This is a genomic window from Kitasatospora sp. MAA4, assembly GCF_029893355.1.
Taxonomy (GTDB): domain Bacteria; phylum Actinomycetota; class Actinomycetes; order Streptomycetales; family Streptomycetaceae; genus Kitasatospora.
Window position 1 is genome coordinate 315890 of record NZ_JARZAI010000004.1, and the last position, 20890, is coordinate 336779.

The following is a 20890-nucleotide window of genomic DNA, read 5'->3' on the forward strand; positions in this document are numbered from 1 at the left end:
AACTACTCAACGCACCCCGCCCGTTGGGCTGCGGTCAGGTGGGCAGGACACTGCCGTAGAGCCCGGGCTCCTCGGCGGCTGGTCAGCGGGCGAGTATGTGGCCGTCGTGGGGACGGTGGTCGCGGGAGCGGCGCAGGTCGGTGGTGACGTAGGTACGTTGCAGCCAGCGGTCTGCACCGTCGTAGCGGGGGTGGAAGGCGGTGCGGCCGTGGACGGTGACGCGGTTGTCGATGACCACCAGGTCGCCGGGAGTCAGGCGCAGGGTCCGGGCGGTCGCCTCGCAGGCGCGGCCGAATTCGGCCAGCGCCGCAGTCGCCCGAGGGGTGAGCGGCGTGGTGACGAGCTGGGCCATGCGTATGTCGGGGTCCTCGGCCGCGCCGGACAGCACCGGCCGGGGCTCGACGTCGGGCTCACCGGCGGCCGCGTCGGCACCGAAGGAAGGCGGGGGTGTCGTGATGAACTCCGGTGCGAACAGGGCCTGTCGGCCGACCGTGGTGAGGAGCGGCAGTGCTCGGCGGATGCCGGCGGTCCGCATGCCGGCGGCCTGGTCGTGGTCGGCGCGCAGGCAGAGGAAGACCACATAGTCGGGCGGGTGGGGGTGGAAGCCGTTCTCGGTGTGGAAGGACAGCGGCACCGATCCGGCGTTGCCGTGGAAGGTCTCCTGCCCAGGCACAGGTACGACGTCCTGCACGAGGGCGCCGGACTTCTCGGCCAGGTAGGCGAGCGGCTCGCCGAGCCCGCAGGCCACCATGGTGAGCATCGCGGCCGGGACGGTGGCCCGGCGCTGGACCGAGCCGAGTACGGCCGGTGTCGCGGGCAGGGCCGCCTGATCGACGGGCAGGCCGCCGATCACCAGTGTGCCGTGCGGGCCGGAGTGCCTGCGGAACCGGCGCACCGCGCGGCGCAGCGGCAGCGGTAGCTCCTCCCAGGCATCCCGGGCCCGCGCCACCCACTCGGCGCTGTCGACCTGCTGGTGCGCGCCGGTACACAGGGTGCGGGCCAGCCGCTCGCACGCGCCGGCATCTGCCGGAGCCAGTTCCCAGTCGGCGGCGGCTGTGCTCTGAGTGGTGTCGGGCGTCGTCTCGGGCATCAGTTCTCCTACCGGGGCTGCGGGCAGCACACGCGCGCGGTCACGAGTGGCGCAGGCCGGCCACGGCGTCGGCGATGTAGTGGTCCCCGAATCGGATCAGGGAGGCGTACTGGGCCGCGCGGCGATGGCGCATGAACCGTAGTTCGGCGACGGCGTTGTCGGGGCCTTCCGGCCGCTGAGCGATCGAGCGACGGAGATGCACCATCGAGTACGCGAGGGTGACGTGCCGTTCGCCGTCCACGATGTCGGCTTCCAGGAGAGCGCTGCGCGCCTCGGCCAACTCCGGGGCGCGGGCCGCCAGGTGCTCGAAGGAGTCGGGCAGTACCGACAGCAGGTCCCTCATCGCCGCCCGGAACAGCTGGTATCCACGATGCTGGCGCCCGCTCAACGGGACGTCCACCGACGGAGGAGCCATGGTGTGGCGTATCGCCGCCATGTAGTGATCGGCCGGGATCGTACTGGCGTGGGTCATGGCCGCCGGGAAGCCGCGCACGTACACCGTCGCGTCGGCCAGCCGCAGCAGAGCGGCCTCGCCGTCGCCGTGCCGCAGATGCCGGGTGGCGTCGGCCACGGCGACCGCGGCGCAGATGTTGAACAGGACATGGACCTGGTGACCGATGAGCCACCGAGCGCTCCACACACTCTCGGGCGACTCCCCTGCACCGGGCTCAGGGACGATCACCGGCGGGACGGAGTCAGGGTCGGCGCCCGGCGACGCGCCGGTGATGTCCAGCACCGACTGACGCATCCCGGCCAGCTCCAGCGCCAGGTCGGCGCCCGACAGCGGAGCATCACACAGATCGTCCAGGCCGCGCTGGATCACCAGGACACCGTGCAGGGCAGCCTGCTGATCCGACAGCTCCACCTCCCGGACCCGGAAGTACGACTGACTGATCGATACCGCCGGCACCTCCTCACCGACCACGGCCGGAGCCAGCGCCGACAGCGCGGCCACCAACTCACCGGCGACCGCGGCGGCCTGCCGCAGCCCGACGGTCCGCTCGACAGGCCCGGAATGGGTCGCCACCGCCGCCAGCACGCGCGCGGTCCGCTTCGCCTCGGCCTCGACCCACGAGCCCAGCACCGGGAGCGGCCGCCCACCTCGGGGCTCACGGAAGACAGCGACAGCAGGATGGCCGGCAAGCGGAAGTAAGCCCATGGTTAAGGTACTTCGCCAGGAACACGCCATACGAAACCCTGATCCGCACGACGATTCCTGAACCGCCGCCACCGCCGGTCACGGTCAGCGCCCGTTCTCCGCCATGGCGTTGACGATCACTGTGCGTGCATCGTCCAGATATCTCGTCAACTCGAGTTCGGCGTCGTCGATCTCACCGGACTCCAGCAACCCGGCGAGCACCTGGTTCCGGCGCAGGAACGGTTCGTGGAAGCCGTGCGCCGAGGGAACCGCCGCGAACGCCAGACGCAGCTCCGCGGCCAGCCTGGCCATACACTCGTCGATCCGCTCGCTGTCGGCGAGTCCGGCGACGGCCTGGTGGAAGTGCAGGTCGGCGGTGCCGACGGCACCCCAGTCGCCCTGCGTCTCGGCGGCTTCCGCCCGTGCGAGCGCGGCACGGACCGCGGCCAGGCGCTCCGGGGCCGCGCACCGCAGGGCACGGACGCCGGCCATCTCCAGTGCAAGGCGCAGGGTGTAGATGTCGGCAACGTCCCTCGGGCTCAGGGTCTTGACGAACACTCCGCGATTCAACTCGTGCACGACCAGGCGCTGGTCGGCCAGCAGCCGGAACGCCTCCCGCAGTGTGTTGCGCGAGACTGCAAGCGCCTCGCCGAGCGCCTCCTCCGACAACCGCGTTCCGGGGGCGAGCCGTCCCTCGATGATGTGGTCGCGCAGGACCTCGGCCACCCGCTGCGCGGCACTGCTGCGTGCCAGCCGGCTTCGATCGGCCGCGAGTGCGTCGAAATTCCCCGTCATGCCCTACCTCCCGTCTTGTCGGATTGTTCCACAATCCTCTAGCCTCACGACCACCCCTGCAAGTTCCCGGTCCACAAGACCGGGACGGCACCTGCTCGTTGGCGTGAAGATCACAACCACCGCGCAGGGATTCCGATCCGAAAGGCGGCCCTTGACGTGATCGTTCTTCTCGGCATCCTCGTGGTGGTGGCGGGATTCGCCACCAGGCGCAATCCCCTCCTCATCGTCGGCGCCGCCGGCGTCCTCACCGGCCTCCTGGGCGGGCTCACCCCGACGCAGGTCCTGGAGGCGTTCGGCACGGGCTTCGCCTCCAGCCGCTCGGTGACGCTCTTCGCCGTCACCCTGCCCGTCATCGGCCTGTTGGAGCGCCACGGTCTGCAGGAGCAGGCCCGTGCACTGATGGGCAGGCTCGCCAGGGTCAGCGCGGGCCGCCTGCTCGCGATCTACCTGATGATCCGTCAGCTTGGCGCGGCCCTGGGACTCACCGCGCTCGGCGGACCCGCTCAGGCGGTACGGCCGATGATCGCGCCGATGGCGGAAGCCGCCGCCGAGCGCCGCCACGGCCCCCTGACGGAGCAGGCCCGGGAGAGGTTGCGCTCGTTCGCCGCCAGCGCCGACACCGTGGGCCTGTTCTTCGGCGAGGACTGCTTCCTCGCGGTCGGCTCGATCCTGCTGGTCACCGGCTTCGTCAACGCGACGTACCACACTCGGCTCGAGCCGATCCAGCTCGCGCTCTGGGCCATCCCCACCGCGATCTGCGCCACCCTCGTCCACGGTGCGCGGCTGCTGCGCCTGGACCGCTCCCTCAGCCGGGAACTGCCCGCTGCGGGCGGCTCCGACAGCCGCGTCGCGGAGGAGACCAAGTGATCAGGATCGAGTGGTTGTACTGGCTGGTCGGTGCCATCTTCCTGGCGATGGCCGTGCAGATGGCGACCGACCGCAGCAACTCGAAGCGATTCGGCAGCGCCGCCTTCTGGGGGCTGCTCGGAGCGAGTTTCGGCTACGGCACCTGGGTCGTCCAGAAGACCGCGCCCGCCGCCCCTCTCGGCGCCGCGGTCCTCGTGATGATCTGTCTGGCCGGCTTCGGCCTCACCGGACGCGGCACACCCGCGACCACCAGCCCCGAGCAGCGGGCCGTCTCCGCCGCCCGCCTCGGCAACCGGCTGTTCATCCCCGCGATCACCGTCCCGCTGGTCGCACTGGTCTGCGCCACCCTCCTCAAGGGCAGGCATCTCGCCGGCAAGCCGCTCTTCCAGGCCGGCAGCGAGACGCTTCTCGGCCTCGGACTCGGAGCACTCGTCGCCCTGATCCTCGGCCTCTTCCTCACCCGTGAGCGCAACCCTGCCAACGCGCTGCACGCCGGCCGCAGCCTGCTGGAATCCATGGGCTGGTCACTCCTGCTCCCCCAACTCCTGGCCGTGCTCGGCTCGATCTTCCAGACCGCCGGCGTCGGAACCCAGGTCGGCAAGCTCACCATCCACCTCCTGCCCGACGGCAGCAAGTACGCCGCGGTGGCGCTCTACTGTCTCGGCATGGCCCTGTTCACCATTGTCATGGGCAACGCCTTCGCCGCCTTCCCCGTCATGACCGCAGCCGTCGGCTGGCCCGTCCTGATCACCCACCTGCACGGCCACCCGCCCGTCGTCCTGGCCGTGGGCATGCTGGCCGGCTTCTGCGGCACCCTGGTCACCCCGATGGCCGCCAACTTCAACCTGGTACCGGCCGCGCTGCTCGAACTCAAGGACCAGTACGGACCGATCAAGGCCCAGCTCCCCACCGCAGGCGTGCTGCTGGTCTGCAACATCGCCATCATGTCGCTCTTCGCGTTCTGACCCGCCGCCGCCAGCGCTCTGCGGAGCATCACCGACCATGAAAGGCCCCACCGCCGATGACCCGGGTCCTGCTCACCGGCTTCGAACCCTTCGACAACGCCACCCTCAACCCCTCGTGGGAGGCCGCTCGCCTCCTCGCCGACAGTCCACCCGAGGGACTGAAGGTCACACCCGCCCGGCTGAGCTGCGTCTTCGGCCGGGCGGCCGAGGAACTGCGCGCCGCGGTCCAGGACACGGACCCGGACCTGGTGGTCTGCCTGGGCCAGGCAACCGGCCGCCCCGACATCAGCATCGAGCGCATCGCCGTCAACATCGACGACGCACGCATCCCCGACAACGCGGGCCGGCAGCCCATCGACCGACCGGTCGTCCGCGGCGGCCCCGCAGCCTACTTCGCCACCCTGCCGGTCAAGGCATGCGTGGCCGCCGTCCGGGAGGCGGGCCTGCCCGCCTCCCTGTCCCACACCGCCGGGACCTTCGTCTGCAACCACGTCTTCTACACCCTCATGCATCTCCTCACCACCGAACGACCCACCGGCCGCGGTGGGTTCGTCCACGTACCCGCCCTGCCCGAGCAGGTCCTCGACCAGGCCATGCCCTCCCTCCCCGCCCGCACCGTCGCCCGCGGCCTGCGCGCCCTGCTCACCGCCTCGACCCGCGGCACAGACCTCCACACCCCGGAGGGAATCACCCACTGATACCGGACGCACCTCCTCATGGGCAGGCGGGGGTGATCCGGGCCGGCAGGAATCCGCCGCCAGGCGCAGTGACCTGCCACAATGCCCCAACAGGCGGCCGCAGCAACGGCGCTGAGCCCTTTTTTGCCATCCCGTGACTGAGCGAACGCGACGGCTGGGCCTATCTTTCCATCCGGCGCCCGCTCGCCCCCTGCGGAGACCCCGAGGACGGTTCGGCCGGGCTCCAGCCCGTCGGCGCGCCTCGAACCCCTGATCCGCGCCATCCGCATCCGGCCTCGGAAGGCCTCATGACATTTGACTTCGCACGGGTCGACTCCGGTTCGACCGCCTGGGTACTGGTCAGCGCAGCACTCGTCCTCTTCATGACGCCGGGCGTCGCGTTCTTCTACGGCGGCATGGTCCGCGCGAAGCACGTCATGAGCATGTTGATGCAGAACTTCATGGCCATCGCGCTGGTGAGCGTGGCGTGGGTGCTGGTCGGCTACACCCTCGCCTTCGGAAAGGGCGACGGATTCATCGGCGATCTGCATTTCGCCGGTCTCGCCCATCTGGACCAGGTGGTTCCCGGCTTCACCGGGAGCAGTGCGATGGCCATTCCGCCGCTGGTCTTCGTCGTCTACCAGATGATGTTCGCCGTGATCACCCCGTCGCTCATCACCGGGGCCACGGCGGACCGCTGGCGGTTCAGCACGTTCGTGCCGTTCGTCGTCCTGTGGTCGCTGCTGGTCTACAGCCCGGTCGCCCACTGGATATTCTCACCGACCGGATGGGCCGCCAGACTCGGCGTGCTCGACTTCGCCGGAGGGATCGTCGTGCACACCACTGCGGGCGCCGCCGCGCTCGTCATGGCGGTCGTCCTGGGTAAGCGCAACGGCTGGCCGAACCGGCAGATGCCGCAGAGCAACCTGCCCCTGATGCTGGTCGGCGCGGGGATCCTGTGGTTCGGCTGGTTCGGCTTCAACGGCGGCTCCGCCCTCGGCGCCAACGAGTTGGCCGCCAGCGCGTTCCTCAACACGAACACCGCGGGCGCCGCGGCACTGCTCGGCTGGCTGGCCGTGGAGCGGCTCCGGCACGGCAGGACCAGCACGGTCGGCGCGGCCGGGGGTGCCGTCGCCGGCCTGGCCGCGATCACGCCGTGCGCCGGATTCGTCAGCCCGCTCGGCTCGCTCGCGATCGGGGCGGCGGCCGGCGTGCTCTGCGAGTTCGCCGTCGACTGGAAGCACCGCCTGGGCTACGACGACGCCTTGGACGTGGTGGGCGTGCACCTGGTGGGCGGCGTGTTCGGCGCCCTCGCGGTCGGCCTGTTCGCCACCAGGTCGATCAACCCGGCAGGAGCGAACGGCCTGTTCTACGGCGGCGGCCTGACACAGCTGGGCAGGCAGGCGATCGGCGTCGGCGCGGCCTTCGGCTACACCGTGGCGGTGACGCTCGCCATCGCCCTGGTTCTCAAGAGGCTGATCGGCGACCGGGTCTCCGAGGAGGAGGAAGAGCGCGGCCTCGACCTCAGCCACCACGGTGAGACCGCGTACGTACTGACCGAGCCATGACGCCTCGGCCCCAGCACCACAGCCGTAGGCACTTCAGCCACGCCGCCCGTCAGTCTGGAGGGGCCCGGGGTCTACCCCGGGCCCAACACGGCGTCCAGCAGCACACAGACCGCGGCGCCGAGTCCAACTACCCTCCGTGCCGTACCCGTTGGGTGGCGATCAGGTCGCGGTACCAGCCGTACGACGTCTTCGGCGTGCGGCGCTGCGTCTCGAAGTCGACGTGGACCAGGCCGAATCGCTGCTGGTAGCCCTCGGCCCGTCGAACACCCTGTCATCTTATTCACCTGCCAGACTCAGGCCGCCCGGGCGGGCCGCAGCAAGCCACCAACCTCGGTTCGGCAGGACTTGTTCGGACCTGGGTTCTCGTCAGACGAAGAAGGCGTTCATGCCAGGGACGTCGGACAGGTAGGTCTCGATGTCGGCGATCCTGCCGTTGCGCAGGCTACAGACGGTGGTCAGGTACTCGTCGAGGATCGCGTCCGGGCGCTGGGCGGTGTTGTGCAGTGACAGGGCCATGTTCTCGCGGCTGACCAGGACGTGCAGCAGCTCGAAGGAGAGGCCGTAGGAGGCGATCTTCTGGGCGCGGTCGACCACGGCGTCCGCGCCGACGACGGTGCCGCTGATGGTGTTGTCGCCCGGCAGGGTCCAGGTGGCGTCGTCGTGGAGCATGGACCGGATGGCCGGCCAGTCACCAGTGATGAGTGCGGCGTGGAAGCGCTGGCCGAGGTCGCGGGCAGTGGTGGTCATGGCAGTCCCCTTCGGAGTGCTGGCGATAGCTCATCTAAAGCAAGTTGATTTGCTTTAGTGAAGCTAGCGCTCCTCGGCCACTAAAAGCAATCCGACCTGCGTTAATCTGGGAAGCATGAATGCCGAACCCCCCGCCAAGCGTCCCGGTGGCCGCAGCGCCCGCGTCAAGGCGGCGGTCCACCAGGCCCTCACCGACCTGGCCGGCGAGCGCGACGCGACCCAGCTGACGATTCCCGCGGTGGCCGAGCGCGCCGGGGTCAACCCCACCACCGTCTACCGGCGCTGGGGCACGGTGCAGGCCCTGCTGGCCGAGGTGGCAGCCCTGCACGGGACCGACGTCCCGCCTTCCTCCAGCGGCGATCTCCGCACGGACCTGGAGGCCTACGCGATCCGGACACTGGCCGATCTGACCCGGCCCGGCGGTATCGCGTTCTTCCGGGCAGAGGTCTCCCCCGACGTCGACGAGCGCCGCAGCGGCCTCCGGGAATGCCTGCAACGCGCCACCGCCGGCCTCGACGTGGTCCTCGAAGCCTCCCGCGGCCGGGGCGAAAGGCCGCCTCCACCCGAACGACTGCTCGACCGGATCGTCGCCCCGCTCTACTTCCGCGTCGTCTTCTCCGTGCCAGACACCGGCGAAGCCTACGCCCGCACCCTGGTGGCCGACCTGTTCAGCGATCCCTCCTGACCGCAGTGCTGAGCGTCTGCCGACGCCCACCACGCGAAGCTGTTCGGCCACACCGAGCCACGCACCGGCACTGATTGGCAATCAGGTCGCGGTACCAGCCGTAGGAGGCCCTCGGCGCGCTCTGCTGCGTCGCGAAGGCGGCGTGGACCAGCCCGAAGCGCCGGGTGAACCCGTTGACGCACCGGGAACGGCCACAACCAGCTCACGCCGCTCGACGACGCGAGCGTCATCCCCCTGCCCACAGTTCGGCTCGAACGCAGACGAGCTGCCGCTGGGCTGATCAACGAGTACCGCCCCGCAGGCTGACCATTCGACGAAGCCCAGCTCATTGCCGGTGCAGCCGTTGTGAAGCCCTACTGCCCGGCCCGCCGTGGTCGGCCGCTCAGCTCGTGGTGTCCGAGCCCGTCGGCAGGAGGCGGTGGAAGTCGCCCTGCCCGCTGTCACGGTGACCTGCCATCAGCTGCAGTGCTTCGTCGACGTTTGATCAACGACCCCGAGAAGGTCGCCGTCATCATGGACCACGCGGTCCCCGCCCCCTCGGTAGGCGACGCCCTCGGCGGCACCCACGCCCGCGCGTTCGCCCGCGACTTCGCCATCACGAGGTTCTACGACGTCGGGCGGCACGGCATCTGCCACCAGGTCATCGCCGAGAACGGCTTCACCGTCGTCGACGTCGGCTGGGCCGACGCACCCCGCGCCATCCTCCGGACCGTCGCCGAACTGGGCCGCAAGCCGTCCGACATGAAGCGCGTCGTGATCACGCACGCCCACCCCGACCACGTCCAAGGCGCCTACCGCCTACGGGAGCTGACCGGGGCATCGTTCCTCATCCACGAGGCCGAACGCGCCTGGTTGGAGAACGGCCGGGTGCCCGGCGCCGGGCGTTCCGGCCCCGCCGGACGGCTCCTCGACTGTCTGCCCAAACTGCACTGGCGCCCTCTCGCTGCCGACCAGAGCCTCGTCGACGGCGACCTCGTGGAGGCGAGCGGCCTGCGCGTCATCCATACCCTCGGCCACTCCCCCGGCCACGTCGTCCTTCTGCACGAACCCAGCAGGACACTCCTCACCGGCGACGCCGTGTTCCACCGCGGCGAACTCGGCCGGAATTCGGTCGATTTGGTGGGCGCGCGGTCGTCTGGCAATGGACGACGCGACGGGGCCGGCGGTTCCGTGATCGCGAGCCTGGCTTCCGTCAAAGTGGCGCATCGGCGGAGACGGGTGCAGGCGCGTGCCAGCGGAACAGCCAGGACATGGGGGCGAGAGCCACACCCTCCGGCACCGCGCGGGTACCGACGTCGCGCACGGTCGCGCGCCACCGGGAATTGGGCATGTTGTTGTGGGTCATCTGGCGCGATATCCACGACACCGCCCGCACCCGTCGCCGCCGCGCCTTCGAATAGGCTCGCAGGTCGGGCGCGTAGGCCGCGAGTGTCACCGCGTCCTCGATGGCCATGGCGGCACCCTGTCCGAGTTCCGGGCGCATCGCGTGCGCCGAGTCGCCCACCAACGCGACCTTCCCGAGAGCAAGCATTCTCGGCACCGGAACTTCGAGAAACTCGTCGCGCAGAATCCGTGCCGGATCGGCCGCCGCGAGGACCTCGGGCACCGGCGAAGCCCACTCGGTGAAATGGTCGAGGCTGTCGAAGCCGGGGTGGGCGGCCGCGAAGAAGTAGGTGCGCCCGCCCTGCATCGGGAGCACGCCGAATTCCGCATGCACCCCGACGACGCCACCGGCGAACTTGGGCACAGGGGTGTCGAGCACGCCGCGCCAGGCGGTGATCCCGGTGCGACGCACGGCGGTGTCGCCCGGCCACAGGCGCTGCCGGATCGCGCTGTGCACTCCGTCGGCACCCACGATCAGGTCGTGGCGCACCGACTCGCCGCCGACCCGCAGGGTGCCGTCGAGGGTGACCTCGTCGACAGAACTGCCCGGCCGCAGGCAGTCGCTCGGAAGTGCTTGTGCGAGAAGGGAGATCAGGTCCGCGCGGTGCAGCACCGTGAATCCGCCCGCGAGCGGTTTCGCCCAGCGTGTGAACAGGACCCGCCCGGCAGCGTTGCGGACCTCACCGGGAGCCTCGCCGACCCCTGCGGCTTGAACAGCGGTACCCACGCCGAGCGCGTCCAACGCAGTGATCGCGTTGGGGAACAGGGAGATTCCCGCGCCCACTTCGGTGAATTCCGGCGCCCGCTCGTAGACGGTCACCTGCCATCCGGCCTTGCGCAGCGCGATCGCGGAAGCGAGGCCGCCGATCCCGCCGCCCACGATCCCGGCACTGCGTCCCTGCGACATGGAATGCGACATGTAAGCCCCCATCCGCATCTCGGCTTACCCGAGCCGTTGTTACTCGACAGTAACAACGGCTCGTTGGGGTTGTCCAGAGCCCGGCATCGGCCGCTGGGCAAGGGAGGCATCTCGGGCAGCAGGTCACGGCGGCGATGAGTCGCAGCCACCTCACGGACACCTTCCTACCGGCAACCACGAGCGTCGGTTTGCATCAAGCCCTACCGGTGATATGTCGTGCAGAACCATGGGCCGGGAGACCCGCTTCGCGTCACCGCACCATGGTGGGCACCATTCCCGCCACGGTGCTGTCGACATTGTCGAAGGACAGCGGCACCAGGCACAGTGCGCCGCCCGGCGAGGCACTGGCCACCCAGATGTCGAGACCACCACCAGCATGGCCGGGCCTATGCGGGCCGGCCGGGGGGTGGTGTGCTGGATCCGTGGTCAGCGGGTGATCGAAATCGCGAAGGGGACGAATCCGCTGGAGCGGATCACGTGGGGTACGAACAGGATCGCGGCCTCCGTGGCGCGGGCGGTCCGGATCCCGCCGAGGTCGGTGATCCACTCCGTGCGCCAGCCGAGGTCGGTGAGCAGTTCGCGGACGGTCTGCTTGGCCCTGGGGTCCTCGCCGGAGACGAACACCGTGGGCGTCCGGGTGAGCGTGGCCGGCGCGGTCATCACCGGGAAGAGCATGGTGTTGAGGGTCTTGACGACGCGCGTTTCGGGGAGTGCTTCCTGGAGTTGCTCGGCGAGGCTCGAGCCGGGGTAGATCAGGTCGGCGGGCAGTCCGTCCGGTCCGTCGATGGTGGCGTTGGAGACGTCGACGAGGATCTTGTCGCTCAGTTCGTCGTGCAGGGCGGTGAGCCGGTCCAGGGAGCCGGCTCCCGGGGTGGCGTTGATGACGATCCGGGCTGCCCGGGCGGCGTCGGCGGCGGCGCCCGGCGCGCGGTCCGCCACGGTCACCTCATGTCCGGCCCGGGTGAGGGCGGTGGCCAGGTTGCCGCCGACGCGGCCGTTTCCGAGAACGGCGATCGTGGTCATGATGATCTGGTTCCTTCCGTGCGTGCGGGTTGTGGTGCGGAGTCAGCGTGAAAGCGTGGCGACGGCCTGGGCGTGGACGCCGGGCGCGGCGGCCAGGAAGCTTTCGCTCTGCGGGGTCCAGGGGCGGCCCTTGGCGTCGGAGATCCGTCCGCCGGCCTCGGTGACGAGCAGCGCGCCGGGCAGCAGGTCCGCGCGGGCGCCGGCGAACTGCCAGAAGGCGTCGAGCCGGCCGGCGGCCACGTTCAGCAGGTGCAGGGTCGCGGGTACGGCGACGCGGACGACGAGCGCGTCGAAGAGCATCGCGGTGATCGAGGAGCCGACGCGCCGGACGACGTTCTCGTCCTCGTCCGGCCGGGCCTGGCTGGTGGCCACGATGCTCAGGCCGAGGTCCCCGGTCCGGGAGACGTTCAGCGGCCGGCCGTCGAGGTGGGCGCCCGCGCCGGTGAGCGCGGTGTAGGTCTCGCCGGTCAACGGCAGGTGGACCACGGTGAGCACCGGCTGGTTGTCGCGCACGAGGGTGGCGGTCACCGCCCACTCCGGCAGGGCGTGCAGGTGGTTGACGTTGCCTTCGGCCGGATCCACGACCCACCACTCGCCGGGCGGCAGCGCCCCGCCGTCCAACTCGTGCTCCACCCAGCCGGCGTCCGGGCGCAGGCTCGTGAGGCGGGGACGCAGGATGCCGAGGGCCGTGTCGTCGTTGGCGGCGAGCGCGCTCATCAGCTCTTCGCGGGTCCGGTAGGGGACCACCTCGCCGTACCGCTCGCGCAGTGCCGAACCGGCCTCACGCACGGCGGCCGCGGTCCGGTCGAGCAGGCCGGCGTCGGAGCCGGTGACGTCAGTGGTCCGAAGCGTTTCGGACATGGTGGAACTCCCGTCTGAGAAAGGGGCGTTGAAGAGGTTCGGGCCAGGACGCGCGTTCCGTCCTGCCCCGTGGTGACGACGCTATCCACCCCCTCCATTAACATCAAATGCATGTCAAGCACGGCTGGGATTACTCCCATGCAATTGGATTTGAATCTGCTCACCGCGCTCGACGCGCTGCTGGAGGAGGGCAGCGTGGCCGGGGCGGCCGCACGACTGCACGTCACCGCCCCCGCGATGAGCCGGAGTCTGGGCCGGATCCGGCGCGCGACCGGGGACCAGATCCTGGTGCGCACCGGCCGCACCATGACCCCGACGCCCTATGCGATCACCGTCCGGGAGCAGGTGCACGAGCTGCTGCACCAGGTCCGGGGCGTGCTGGCGCCGAGCCGTGAACTCGATCCGGCCACGCTGGAACGCACCTTCACGCTCCGCTGGCACGATTCCCTGGTCGCCGTGAGTGGCCCCGCGCTGCTCGCGGCCGTACGCGGACAGGCGCCGGGCGTGCGATTGCGCTTCGTCGCGGAATCGAGCGTCGACACCCCCGAGTTGCGGCGTGGTGAGGTCGATCTGGAGGCGAACGCCAACCGTCCGAGCGCACCCGACATCCGCGCCGAGAAGGTGGGCGAGACCCGCCTCGTCGCCGTCGTGAGGCAGGGGCACCCCCTCACCCGCGCCCGAACCGTCACCACAGAGCGGTACGCCGCCGCCGAACACGTCACCGTCTCGCGACGTGGAAACCTCAGCAACGCCGTCGACGACGCCCTCGCTCGGCTCGGCCTCACCCGCCGGGTGGTGGCGGCCGCGCCCACGGAAGCGGCCGCGCTGGAGTTCGCGCGCGGCTCCGATCTCCTGATCAGCGTCCCCGAAATCACCACACGCACCGCGGCCGCCGGCCTCGGTCTGGTCGTGCTCCCCCTGCCGCTCGAACTCCCCTCGGCGCCGGTGTACCTGTCGTGGCATCAGCGCTACGACACCGACCACGCCCACACCTGGCTGCGCGCACTGGCACGAACCGCACTGGCCACCTGCGGAGCGAGGACAGACTGCCTTGGCAGCGAAGCCGACTGCGACCCCGATGTCGAACGCAAGGCAGCCCGTCCACACGCAATCGGCTGGCGATTGAACCGCTGGTGATGGGCTGCGGACTTGTCGAACACGCTGTCTTCTACGCAGTCTCTGGGGCGCGGATGCTGCGGGCCGCGCCATCGAGATGGCCTCCCAGCCGTCGCCAATGGCCACACATCCCGCACCCGACAGAAGCCAACTACCGCAGATGGTAGTTCTGGTGACTTGCAATCAGATCGCGGTACCAGGCATAGGAGGCCTTCGGCGTGCGCACCTGGGTTTCGAAGTCGACGTGGACCAGGCCGAATCGCTGCTGGTAGCCCTCCGCCCATTCGAAGTTGTCGAGCAGGGACCAGGTGAAGTAGCCGCGAACGTCCACGCCTTGGGCGATCGCGGCGGCGAGGGCGTCGAGGTGGCCGGCCATGAAGTCGATGCGCGGCTGGTCGTTGACCGTGCCGTCGGGGGCGGGCTCGTCGGCGACGGAGCAGCCGTTCTCGGTGATGGTGATCGGCGGGAGGGCGGCGCCGTAGCGCTCGCGCAGGTCGAGGAGGAGTTCGCGCAGGGCGTCGGGAACGACCGGCCAGCCGAAGGCGGTTCGGGGGACGTCCGCGATCTCGGCCTCCGCGAACGGGAGTCCGTCGGACTCGGTGGGGGCGGCGATCCGGGTGGGGTTGTAGAAGTTGAGGCCGAGCCCGTCCAGCCCGGGAGCGGAGATGAGCTTCAGGTCGCCGGGGCGGACGCTGCCGCCGAGGTCCTCGCCGACGCCGTACGCGCTCAGGTCCGGGTAACTCCCCAGCAGCAGAGGGTCGGTGAACAGCCGGTTGTGCAGCGCGTCGTACGCGGCGGCGGCCGCCACGTCCGCCGGCGCCTGGCTCGCGGGCCACACGGGCGTCAGGTTGTTGGAGATCATCACCTCGTGGCCGCGCTCGCGCAGCACCGCCGCCGCCAACCCGTGGCCGAGCAGTTGGTGATGCGCGACCGGCAGCGCGTCCAGCATCAGGGTCCGACCAGGCGCGTGCACGCCGAGCGCGTAGCCGTACACCATGTGCACGAAAGGCTCGTTGAGCGTGATCCAGGCCGGGACACGGTCGCCGAGCCGGTCCGCGACGATCTCGGCGTACTCCGCGAAGCGGTACGCGGTGTCCCGAGCGAGCCAGCCGCCACCGTCCTCCAGGGCCTGTGGCAGGTCCCAGTGGAACAGCGTCGGCAGCGGGGTGATCCCGTCGGCGAGCAGCGCGTCCACCAGCCGGTCGTAGAAGTCGAGCCCGCCGACGTTCACCGCACCTGCCCCGGCGGGCAGCACCCGCGACCACGAGATCGAGAACCGGTACCCGTCCAGCCCCAACCCCCGCATCAACGCGATGTCCTCGGCGTACCGGTGGTAGTGGTCACAGGCCACCCGCCCACTGGACCCGTCCCGGACGGCGCCGCGCCGGGCGGTGAACACGTCCCACACCGAGGGCCCGCGCCCGTCCTCCTCCACCGCCCCCTCGATCTGGTACGCGGCGGTCGCGGCACCCCAGCGGAAGCCCGCGGGCAGGTCGAGACGGTTCACCATGTCACTGGTCCCTTCCAAAACACGAGGAGACCTCATGTTAATGGACGGGTGCCCAAACACCAGACACAGCACGGTGTTTCAGAGACACATCGCAATGGATCCTCAGCCTGGACGCCTACTTCACCCGTTCCCACCACGACGACGCCGTCAAAACCGTCATCGACACCGTCGTGCGCCACCTGCGGGCCGAGCGCTCCCCGCGACTGCGCTCTCTTTGCTGCTGATCGTTCACTCACTGCGGGTAGGGTCGCAGCGCGGTTCGGTCGACGAGGAGAGCACGACGTGGCAGCAGAGGAGGACCGGGCCGGTGGTGGCCGGGTGGGGCTGGGGACGGTAGCCCTGGAGTGGGGCCGGATCGGCTGCATCGGGTTCGGCGGTCCGCCAACGCATATCGCGCTGCTGCGCAAGCTCTGCGTGGAACGGCGGCAGTGGATCTCCGCCGCCGAGTTCGAGGACGGGATCGCGGCGACGAACCTGCTGCCGGGCCCGGCGTCGACTCAGTTGGCGATCTTCACCGCGTGGCGGTTGCGCGGGCTGGCCGGCGCGCTGGTCGGCGGGCTTTGCTTTGTCGTGCCGGGGCTGGTGCTGATCCTGGCGCTGGCCGCGCTCTTCCTGGCCGGGCATCCGCCGCTGTGGGTGCGGGGCGCCGCAGCCGGCGCCGGGGCGGCCGTGGCCGCGGTCGCCGTCCAGGCAGCCGTCTCCCTGGTACCTGCGAGCTGGAAGCGAGCCGGCGACGGGCGGGCCGGGCGGGGCCGATGGATCGGCTACGGCCTGACGGGCGGGGCCGCGGCCGCGCTGGTGGGGCCGTGGCTGGTCCTGGTGCTGGTGGCCGCCGGCCTGGTGGAGGTCGCAGTGCGGGCCGGTGCTGCGCGGGAGCGGAACCGGTGGGGCTCGTGGCCGGTGTTGGCCGCCGCCCCGGCGGTGGGCGCCGGGGGCCTGCTGGCGCTGGCGTGGGTGGCGTTCAAGGTCGGTGCGCTGTCTTACGGCGGCGGGTTCGTGATCATCCCGCTGATGCAGGCCGACGCCGTGCACCACTACCACTGGATGAGCGACGGCCAGTTCCTCAACGCGGTGGCGCTGGGGCAGATCACGCCGGGTCCCGTGGTGCAGACCGTCGCGGTGGTCGGCTATGCCGCAGCCGGCGTGTGGGGCGGACTGCTGGCCGCCGCAGTGGCCTTCACGCCGTCGTTCCTGTTCGTGATCTTCGGCGGGCCCCGGTTCGACCGGCTGCGGGCCGACCAGCGGGTGCAGGCGTTCCTGACCGGCGCCGGGCCCGCCGTGATCGGCGCCATCGCAGGCTCCTCGATCCCCCTTGCTCTTGCCCTTCAGCACGCCTGGCAGCTCGGTGTGCTGGCCGCGGCGGCCGTGTGGCTGCTCGCGGCCCGCCGAGGTGTGGTCAGCGCCCTGCTCGGGGCGGGACTGCTGGGCGCCGTCGCCGCCCTGGCCGGATGGCCGGTGGCCTGACCGCTCTGGGCAGGGGCGCTGCAGCGGTCGGCGCCGGCCTGCTCGCGGAGCTGATCCATCCGGCGTGCTGACCGGTCGCCCGCCCTCCGCACCCGACCTCGTCGACGCGACGCACGGCGGTCACCGGTGGGCCGCGTCGAGGGCGGCCTGGAGCGACTGCGCGTACCCGTTGGACGTGTAGGTCGCGCCGGAGACGACGTCGATGTTGGCGCTCTGCGCCGCCAGCGCCTCGGACTTGAGCTGGGGCAGGGCGTAGGAGTCGATCTGCGAGCTGTGACCGCCGGTGGTCTGCTGCAGCACGGTGACGTCGGTGATCTTGCCGCCGGTCAGGACGGCCTGGACCTGCACCGGGCCGTAGCGGGTGTCGACCACGCTGCCGGTGAACCGCCCGCTGGCCGACGCCCCGGCGGAGCCCGACGGCGCGGCGGCGGTGGGCGCGCCGGGGTTCGTGGAGCCGCCGGCCGGTGACTGCGCGCCCGGGGGGCCCGAGGTCGCGACGAGCGCGGAGTGCGGCGAGCTGGCGGACTCGACCTTGGCCCCGATGACCAGGGCGAGGCCGGCACTGGTGGCGAGCAGCGCCATCGTGGTCTTGCGCATGGGTCTTCCCCTCCTAGAACTCGAACGCTTCGCTGTGGATCCGCCGTGCGGGGACCCCCAGGTGGCGCAGCTGGCGCTCGGCGGCCTGCGCCATGCCGGCCGGCCCGCAGACGTAGACGTCGCGGTGGGCGACGTCGGGCACGCTCTGGCGCAGGCGCGCAGCGGACAGCGGGTCGCCCTGGGGTCCGTCGCGCGGGCCGACCAGCGGGTAGAGGCCGAAGCCGCGCCGGTGGGCGATCTCCTGCAACTCCTGGTAGAGGACGAGGTCCTCGGCGCGGGAGGCGCGGTAGAGCAGGATGACGTCGTCGCCGGTGCCGGGCAGGCTCTCGTAGAGGGCGCGGATCGGGGTGATGCCGGCGCCGCCCGCGATCAGCAGGACCTTGCGGGCGGGGTTGCGGCGCTGTTCGGTGAAGGCGCCGTAGGGTCCTTCGAACCAGACCCGGGTGCCGGGGCGCAGGCGGCCCAGGGCGGTGCTGGAGTCGCCTAGGTTCTTCACGGTGATCCGCCACTGGCCGCGCTCGGGTGCGGCGGACAGCGAGTAGGGGTGGGACTGCCACCACAGGCCGCGGGCCAGGAAGCGCCAGCGCAGGAACTGGCCGGCGCGGGCGTCCAGTGCGTCCAGGTCGTGCCCGGTCAGGTGGATCGAGACGACGCCCGGTCCCTCGGGGACGACGCGGGTCACGCGCACCTGGTGGCGCAGGGAGCGGCGCAGCGGCAGCCCGACGCGGAAGACGAGGACGGCCGCGGCCACGGCGATGTGGGCGCCGGACCACAGCAGCCGGTTGCGCGCCGAGGAGGAGAAGTCCGCGCCGACGGAGAACTCGTGGGCGAAGGCGAGCGCGATGGCGACGTAGACCAGCAGGTGGATGTGGTACCAGGTCTCGTAGCGCAGCTTGCGGCGCACCGCGCGGGCCGAGACGACCCCCACCAGGACCAGCAGGGCCAGGGCGATGGCAGCCAGCAGCACGTCCGGGTAGTCGAACAGGACGGTGACCGTCTCGGAGGCGGGGTTGGTACCGGACTGCCATGAGTAGCCGAGGATGATCAGGACGGCGTGCGCGACTGCCAGGGCGACGGTGTATTCGCCCAGCGTCCGGTGGTAGCGCGTCACCACGTCGGAGCCGACCCGGTTCTCCAGCCAGGGGATGCGCGCCATCAGCGCGACCAGGACCAGCAGCAGGTAGGCGGCCAGCAGGCCGGACAGCCGCCCGGCCGAGGTCACGTAGTCCCCGAAACCGCGCAGCGAGCCTGGGATGGTGTTCTGCCACCAGAGCGCCAGGACGGCCGGCACACCGGCCCAGATGACCAGCAGCAGGGCCCGTGACCAGAGGTGGCCCACCGGCGGCAGGCCGGAGGGCTGCGGGGGCGGGCCGGCCCGGTGGCGGGCATGACGTGCGGAGTGCGCGCTGACGCTGGACACCGGCGGCTCCCATCACTGAGCGGGATCTTCCAGTTCCACACTTCCCCGCACCCCATAACACTCCGGTAACAGCCCGACCGGGGATGGACCTGTGCCACCGACGCACCTGGTCGGCTGCGCGTCATACACCCGCGGTGTGCGCGAGCTGGCCGACAGCAGCAGTGACGGCCATCGCGAGGGCACCGCCGACGACGACGCGCAGCGTCGGGCGCAGCAGGGCGGTGCCGGCCGCGCGGGCCGCCAGGAGCCCGGCGAGCGCCAGGCCGCAGAGGGTGACGGCGACGATCAGCCACAGGCGGGCGGTGGCGCCGGTCGCGAGGAGACCCAGGAACGGCACGAGCCCTCCGGTGAGGAAGCTCGTGGCAGAGGCGAGAGCCGCCTGCACCGGCCGGGCGGCGCTCTGCTCGCTCTGCCCGAGCTCGTCGCGCAGGTGCGCCTGCAGGGGGTCGGCTTCGTGCAGGGCCGTCGCCACCTGCAGTGCCAGCGGGCGCGGGACACCACGGGACTCGTAGATGGCGGTGAGTTCGGCCAGTTCGGCCTCCGGGTCCTCCGCCAGCTCCCGGGACTCCTTGGCGCGGTCCGCCAGCTCGACGTCGACCTGGGAGCTGACCGAGACGTACTCCCCGGCCGCCATCGCCATGGCCCCTGCGGACAACGCCGCCAGACCGCCGGTGACGACCGTCGAGGTGCTCGTCCCGGCCGCCGCCAGGCCCACCATCAGGCTCGCGACGGAGACCAGTCCGTCGTTCGAGCCGAGCACCGCTGCACGCAGCCAGCCCGCCCGGCCCGCACTGTGGCCCTCCGGATGCGGACTCAGCTGATCGAGGAAGGACATGGCACAGATGCTCCTCTACGGGGTACGGGGATTGTCACAGCCATCGTCCACCGCCCGCGGCCCTCCTGGCGCGGTGGCCCCACGGCTGCGGCCCCTCCCGGCGAAGACGTCGTATGCCTCCTGCATCTCGTCGAGGCCGAACCGGTGGGTGACCATGCGGTGGCCCGCCCTGCCGCACAGCGACCACCGACATAGCCTGAACCGACAGCACCGACAGGAACCCGGCGGGGACAAGGCCGTCCGCGGCGAGCGAAGGGAGCGACGATGGGCAAGCCAGTCATCGTGGGTATGGACTCATCAGAAGCCAGCAGGCACGCGCTCGACTGGGCAGCCGACGAGGCGAACCTGCGAACCGAGCCACTGAGCGTCCGGCACATCTGGGTCGAGGAGACCACGAAGACGCCCGACGGCCAGGAGTCACCACCCAGCAGAGAGGCCGGCGAGGCGCTGCTCGACGTGGCCCTCGCCCGGACCCTGCGGCAGCACCCGGACCTGGAGGTCTCGATCGAGCTGCTGGACGGCCGGCTGCGCGACGCGATGACCGAGGCAGCACACGGCGCCGACCTGCTGGTGCTGGGGGCACGCGGGTCGGGCGGGTTCCCCGGGCTGCTGGCGGGCTCCACCAGCCTCTTCGTCGCCGCGCGCGCGACCTGCCCGGTGGTGGTCGTCCGGCCCACCGGCACCGAGCCCGGCAGAGGCGGGGTGGTCGCGGGCATCCGCGGCGACCACGGGGACGCGGAGGTCCTGGCGTTCGCCTTCGACTTCGCCCAGCGGCGGCAGCTGCCGCTGCTCGCCTTGCACGCCTGGTCCTACCCGCTGATCACCATGCCCGGCCACGCCAGTCCGCCGGTCTTCGAGGAGGCCCACATCGGCGCGGAGCAGGGCCGGCTGGTCGCCGAGGTCCTGGCCGGCTGGCGTGAACGGTTCCCGCAGGTCGATGTCACCGAGTCGGCGGTGCGGGCCCATCCGGCCGGGGAGTTGGTCGCGCGCTCGCGCGAGCACCAGTTGGTCGTGGTGGGCCGCCACGGCGAGCCGCACGGCCCGCTCGGCCGCCTGGGCTCGACGAGCCAGGCCACCGTCCTGCACGCCGGCTGCCCGGTCGCCGTCGTGCCCACCTGACCTCCACGACCGCAGGAGGCCACCGCGTCCACGCGTTCCGACCACCAGGGCCAAGGCGTGCTCGAACGCCTCGGACCGGACGGCCTCCGGGCGCCCGACGGCAGCAGGACC

General features: G+C 71.2%; 20 protein-coding genes. 8 read left to right on the forward strand and 12 right to left on the reverse strand.

The genetic code is table 11. The features are described from left to right. Positions 1-82: 82 nt before the first annotated feature. The 3 genes from P3T37_RS08075 to P3T37_RS08085 form a co-directional block, all read right to left on the reverse strand. Entirely contained in the window at positions 83-1090 is a 1008-nt protein-coding gene (locus tag P3T37_RS08075) for a clavaminate synthase family protein (protein ID WP_280722765.1), read from the reverse strand. Positions 1091-1130: 40 nt separating this feature from the next. Beyond that, positions 1131-2174 (reverse strand): hypothetical protein, encoded by a 1044-nt coding sequence (locus P3T37_RS08080; protein ID WP_280722766.1) that lies wholly within the window; start codon positions 2172-2174, stop codon positions 1131-1133. A 159-nt stretch (positions 2175-2333) separates the two neighbouring features. Continuing rightward, on the reverse strand, positions 2334-3023 hold the full coding sequence (locus P3T37_RS08085; protein ID WP_280722767.1) for a GntR family transcriptional regulator: 690 nt from the start codon (positions 3021-3023) through the stop codon (positions 2334-2336). Positions 3024-3179: 156 nt separating this feature from the next. Between P3T37_RS08085 and P3T37_RS08090 the strand changes: the two genes are divergently transcribed. The 4 genes from P3T37_RS08090 to P3T37_RS08105 all read left to right on the forward strand — a co-directional run bounded on the left by P3T37_RS08090 (position 3180) and on the right by P3T37_RS08105 (position 7100). Next, positions 3180-3890 carry a DUF969 domain-containing protein gene (locus P3T37_RS08090; protein ID WP_280722768.1) on the forward strand — a complete coding sequence of 237 codons (711 nt, stop codon included), beginning with the start codon at positions 3180-3182 and terminating at the stop codon, positions 3888-3890. Next, on the forward strand, positions 3887-4855 hold the full coding sequence (locus P3T37_RS08095; protein ID WP_280722769.1) for a DUF979 domain-containing protein: 969 nt from the start codon (positions 3887-3889) through the stop codon (positions 4853-4855). The genes P3T37_RS08090 and P3T37_RS08095 overlap by 4 nt, the downstream gene beginning before the upstream one ends. Positions 4856-4911: 56 nt before the next feature. Continuing rightward, complete coding sequence (gene pcp / locus P3T37_RS08100) at positions 4912-5553, forward strand: pyroglutamyl-peptidase I (RefSeq protein ID WP_280722770.1); 642 nt, start codon at positions 4912-4914, stop codon at positions 5551-5553. Positions 5554-5840: 287 nt separating this feature from the next. Beyond that, positions 5841-7100 carry an ammonium transporter gene (locus P3T37_RS08105; protein ID WP_280722771.1) on the forward strand — a complete coding sequence of 420 codons (1260 nt, stop codon included), beginning with the start codon at positions 5841-5843 and terminating at the stop codon, positions 7098-7100. A gap of 366 nt (positions 7101-7466) precedes the next feature. Here the strand turns inward: P3T37_RS08105 and P3T37_RS08115 are convergent, their stop codons facing one another. After that, positions 7467-7847 (reverse strand): nuclear transport factor 2 family protein, encoded by a 381-nt coding sequence (locus tag P3T37_RS08115; RefSeq protein WP_280722772.1) that lies wholly within the window; start codon positions 7845-7847, stop codon positions 7467-7469. A gap of 115 nt (positions 7848-7962) precedes the next feature. Between P3T37_RS08115 and P3T37_RS08120 the strand changes: the two genes are divergently transcribed. Continuing rightward, entirely contained in the window at positions 7963-8532 is a 570-nt protein-coding gene (locus tag P3T37_RS08120; RefSeq protein ID WP_280722773.1) for a TetR/AcrR family transcriptional regulator, read from the forward strand. A 456-nt stretch (positions 8533-8988) separates the two neighbouring features. Here the strand turns inward: P3T37_RS08120 and P3T37_RS08125 are convergent, their stop codons facing one another. From P3T37_RS08125 to P3T37_RS08140, 4 genes are all read right to left on the reverse strand, one after another. Beyond that, a complete protein-coding gene (locus tag P3T37_RS08125) occupies positions 8989-9318 on the reverse strand; it encodes a hypothetical protein (protein WP_280722774.1) in 330 nt (109 codons plus the stop codon). A gap of 406 nt (positions 9319-9724) precedes the next feature. Next, positions 9725-10834, reverse strand: a complete 1110-nt coding sequence (locus P3T37_RS08130) for an FAD-dependent monooxygenase (protein ID WP_280722775.1) — start codon at positions 10832-10834, stop codon at positions 9725-9727. Positions 10835-11260: 426 nt separating this feature from the next. After that, positions 11261-11857, reverse strand: a complete 597-nt coding sequence (locus P3T37_RS08135) for an NAD(P)-binding domain-containing protein (RefSeq protein ID WP_280722776.1) — start codon at positions 11855-11857, stop codon at positions 11261-11263. A 42-nt stretch (positions 11858-11899) separates the two neighbouring features. After that, positions 11900-12718 carry a 3'(2'),5'-bisphosphate nucleotidase CysQ gene (locus tag P3T37_RS08140; protein ID WP_280722777.1) on the reverse strand — a complete coding sequence of 273 codons (819 nt, stop codon included), beginning with the start codon at positions 12716-12718 and terminating at the stop codon, positions 11900-11902. A 138-nt stretch (positions 12719-12856) separates the two neighbouring features. Between P3T37_RS08140 and P3T37_RS08145 the strand changes: the two genes are divergently transcribed. Continuing rightward, positions 12857-13855 (forward strand): LysR family transcriptional regulator, encoded by a 999-nt coding sequence (locus P3T37_RS08145; protein WP_280722827.1) that lies wholly within the window; start codon positions 12857-12859, stop codon positions 13853-13855. A 130-nt stretch (positions 13856-13985) separates the two neighbouring features. Here the strand turns inward: P3T37_RS08145 and P3T37_RS08150 are convergent, their stop codons facing one another. Next, positions 13986-15344, reverse strand: a complete 1359-nt coding sequence (locus P3T37_RS08150) for a GH1 family beta-glucosidase (RefSeq protein ID WP_280722778.1) — start codon at positions 15342-15344, stop codon at positions 13986-13988. 282 nt (positions 15345-15626) lie between these two features. Here P3T37_RS08150 and chrA point away from each other — a divergent pair, with 282 nt between their 5' ends. Continuing rightward, positions 15627-16808 carry a chromate efflux transporter gene (chrA, locus tag P3T37_RS08155; protein WP_280722779.1) on the forward strand — a complete coding sequence of 394 codons (1182 nt, stop codon included), beginning with the start codon at positions 15627-15629 and terminating at the stop codon, positions 16806-16808. A 120-nt stretch (positions 16809-16928) separates the two neighbouring features. On the opposite strand, the gene P3T37_RS08160 is transcribed toward chrA, so the two are convergent. The 3 genes from P3T37_RS08160 to P3T37_RS08170 form a co-directional block, all read right to left on the reverse strand. After that, the gene (locus P3T37_RS08160) at positions 16929-17405 is read right to left on the reverse strand and encodes an FMN-binding protein (protein ID WP_280722780.1); all 477 of its coding nucleotides are present in this window, start codon (positions 17403-17405) and stop codon (positions 16929-16931) included. Between the two features lie 13 nt (positions 17406-17418). Beyond that, complete coding sequence (locus P3T37_RS08165; RefSeq protein ID WP_280722781.1) at positions 17419-18825, reverse strand: ferric reductase-like transmembrane domain-containing protein; 1407 nt, start codon at positions 18823-18825, stop codon at positions 17419-17421. A gap of 121 nt (positions 18826-18946) precedes the next feature. Next, positions 18947-19660, reverse strand: coding sequence for a VIT1/CCC1 transporter family protein (locus tag P3T37_RS08170; protein WP_280722782.1), 714 nt, complete (start codon positions 19658-19660; stop codon positions 18947-18949). Between the two features lie 264 nt (positions 19661-19924). Here P3T37_RS08170 and P3T37_RS08175 point away from each other — a divergent pair, with 264 nt between their 5' ends. Then, on the forward strand, positions 19925-20779 hold the full coding sequence (locus P3T37_RS08175; protein ID WP_280722783.1) for a universal stress protein: 855 nt from the start codon (positions 19925-19927) through the stop codon (positions 20777-20779). The last annotated feature ends 111 nt before the right edge of the window (positions 20780-20890 follow it).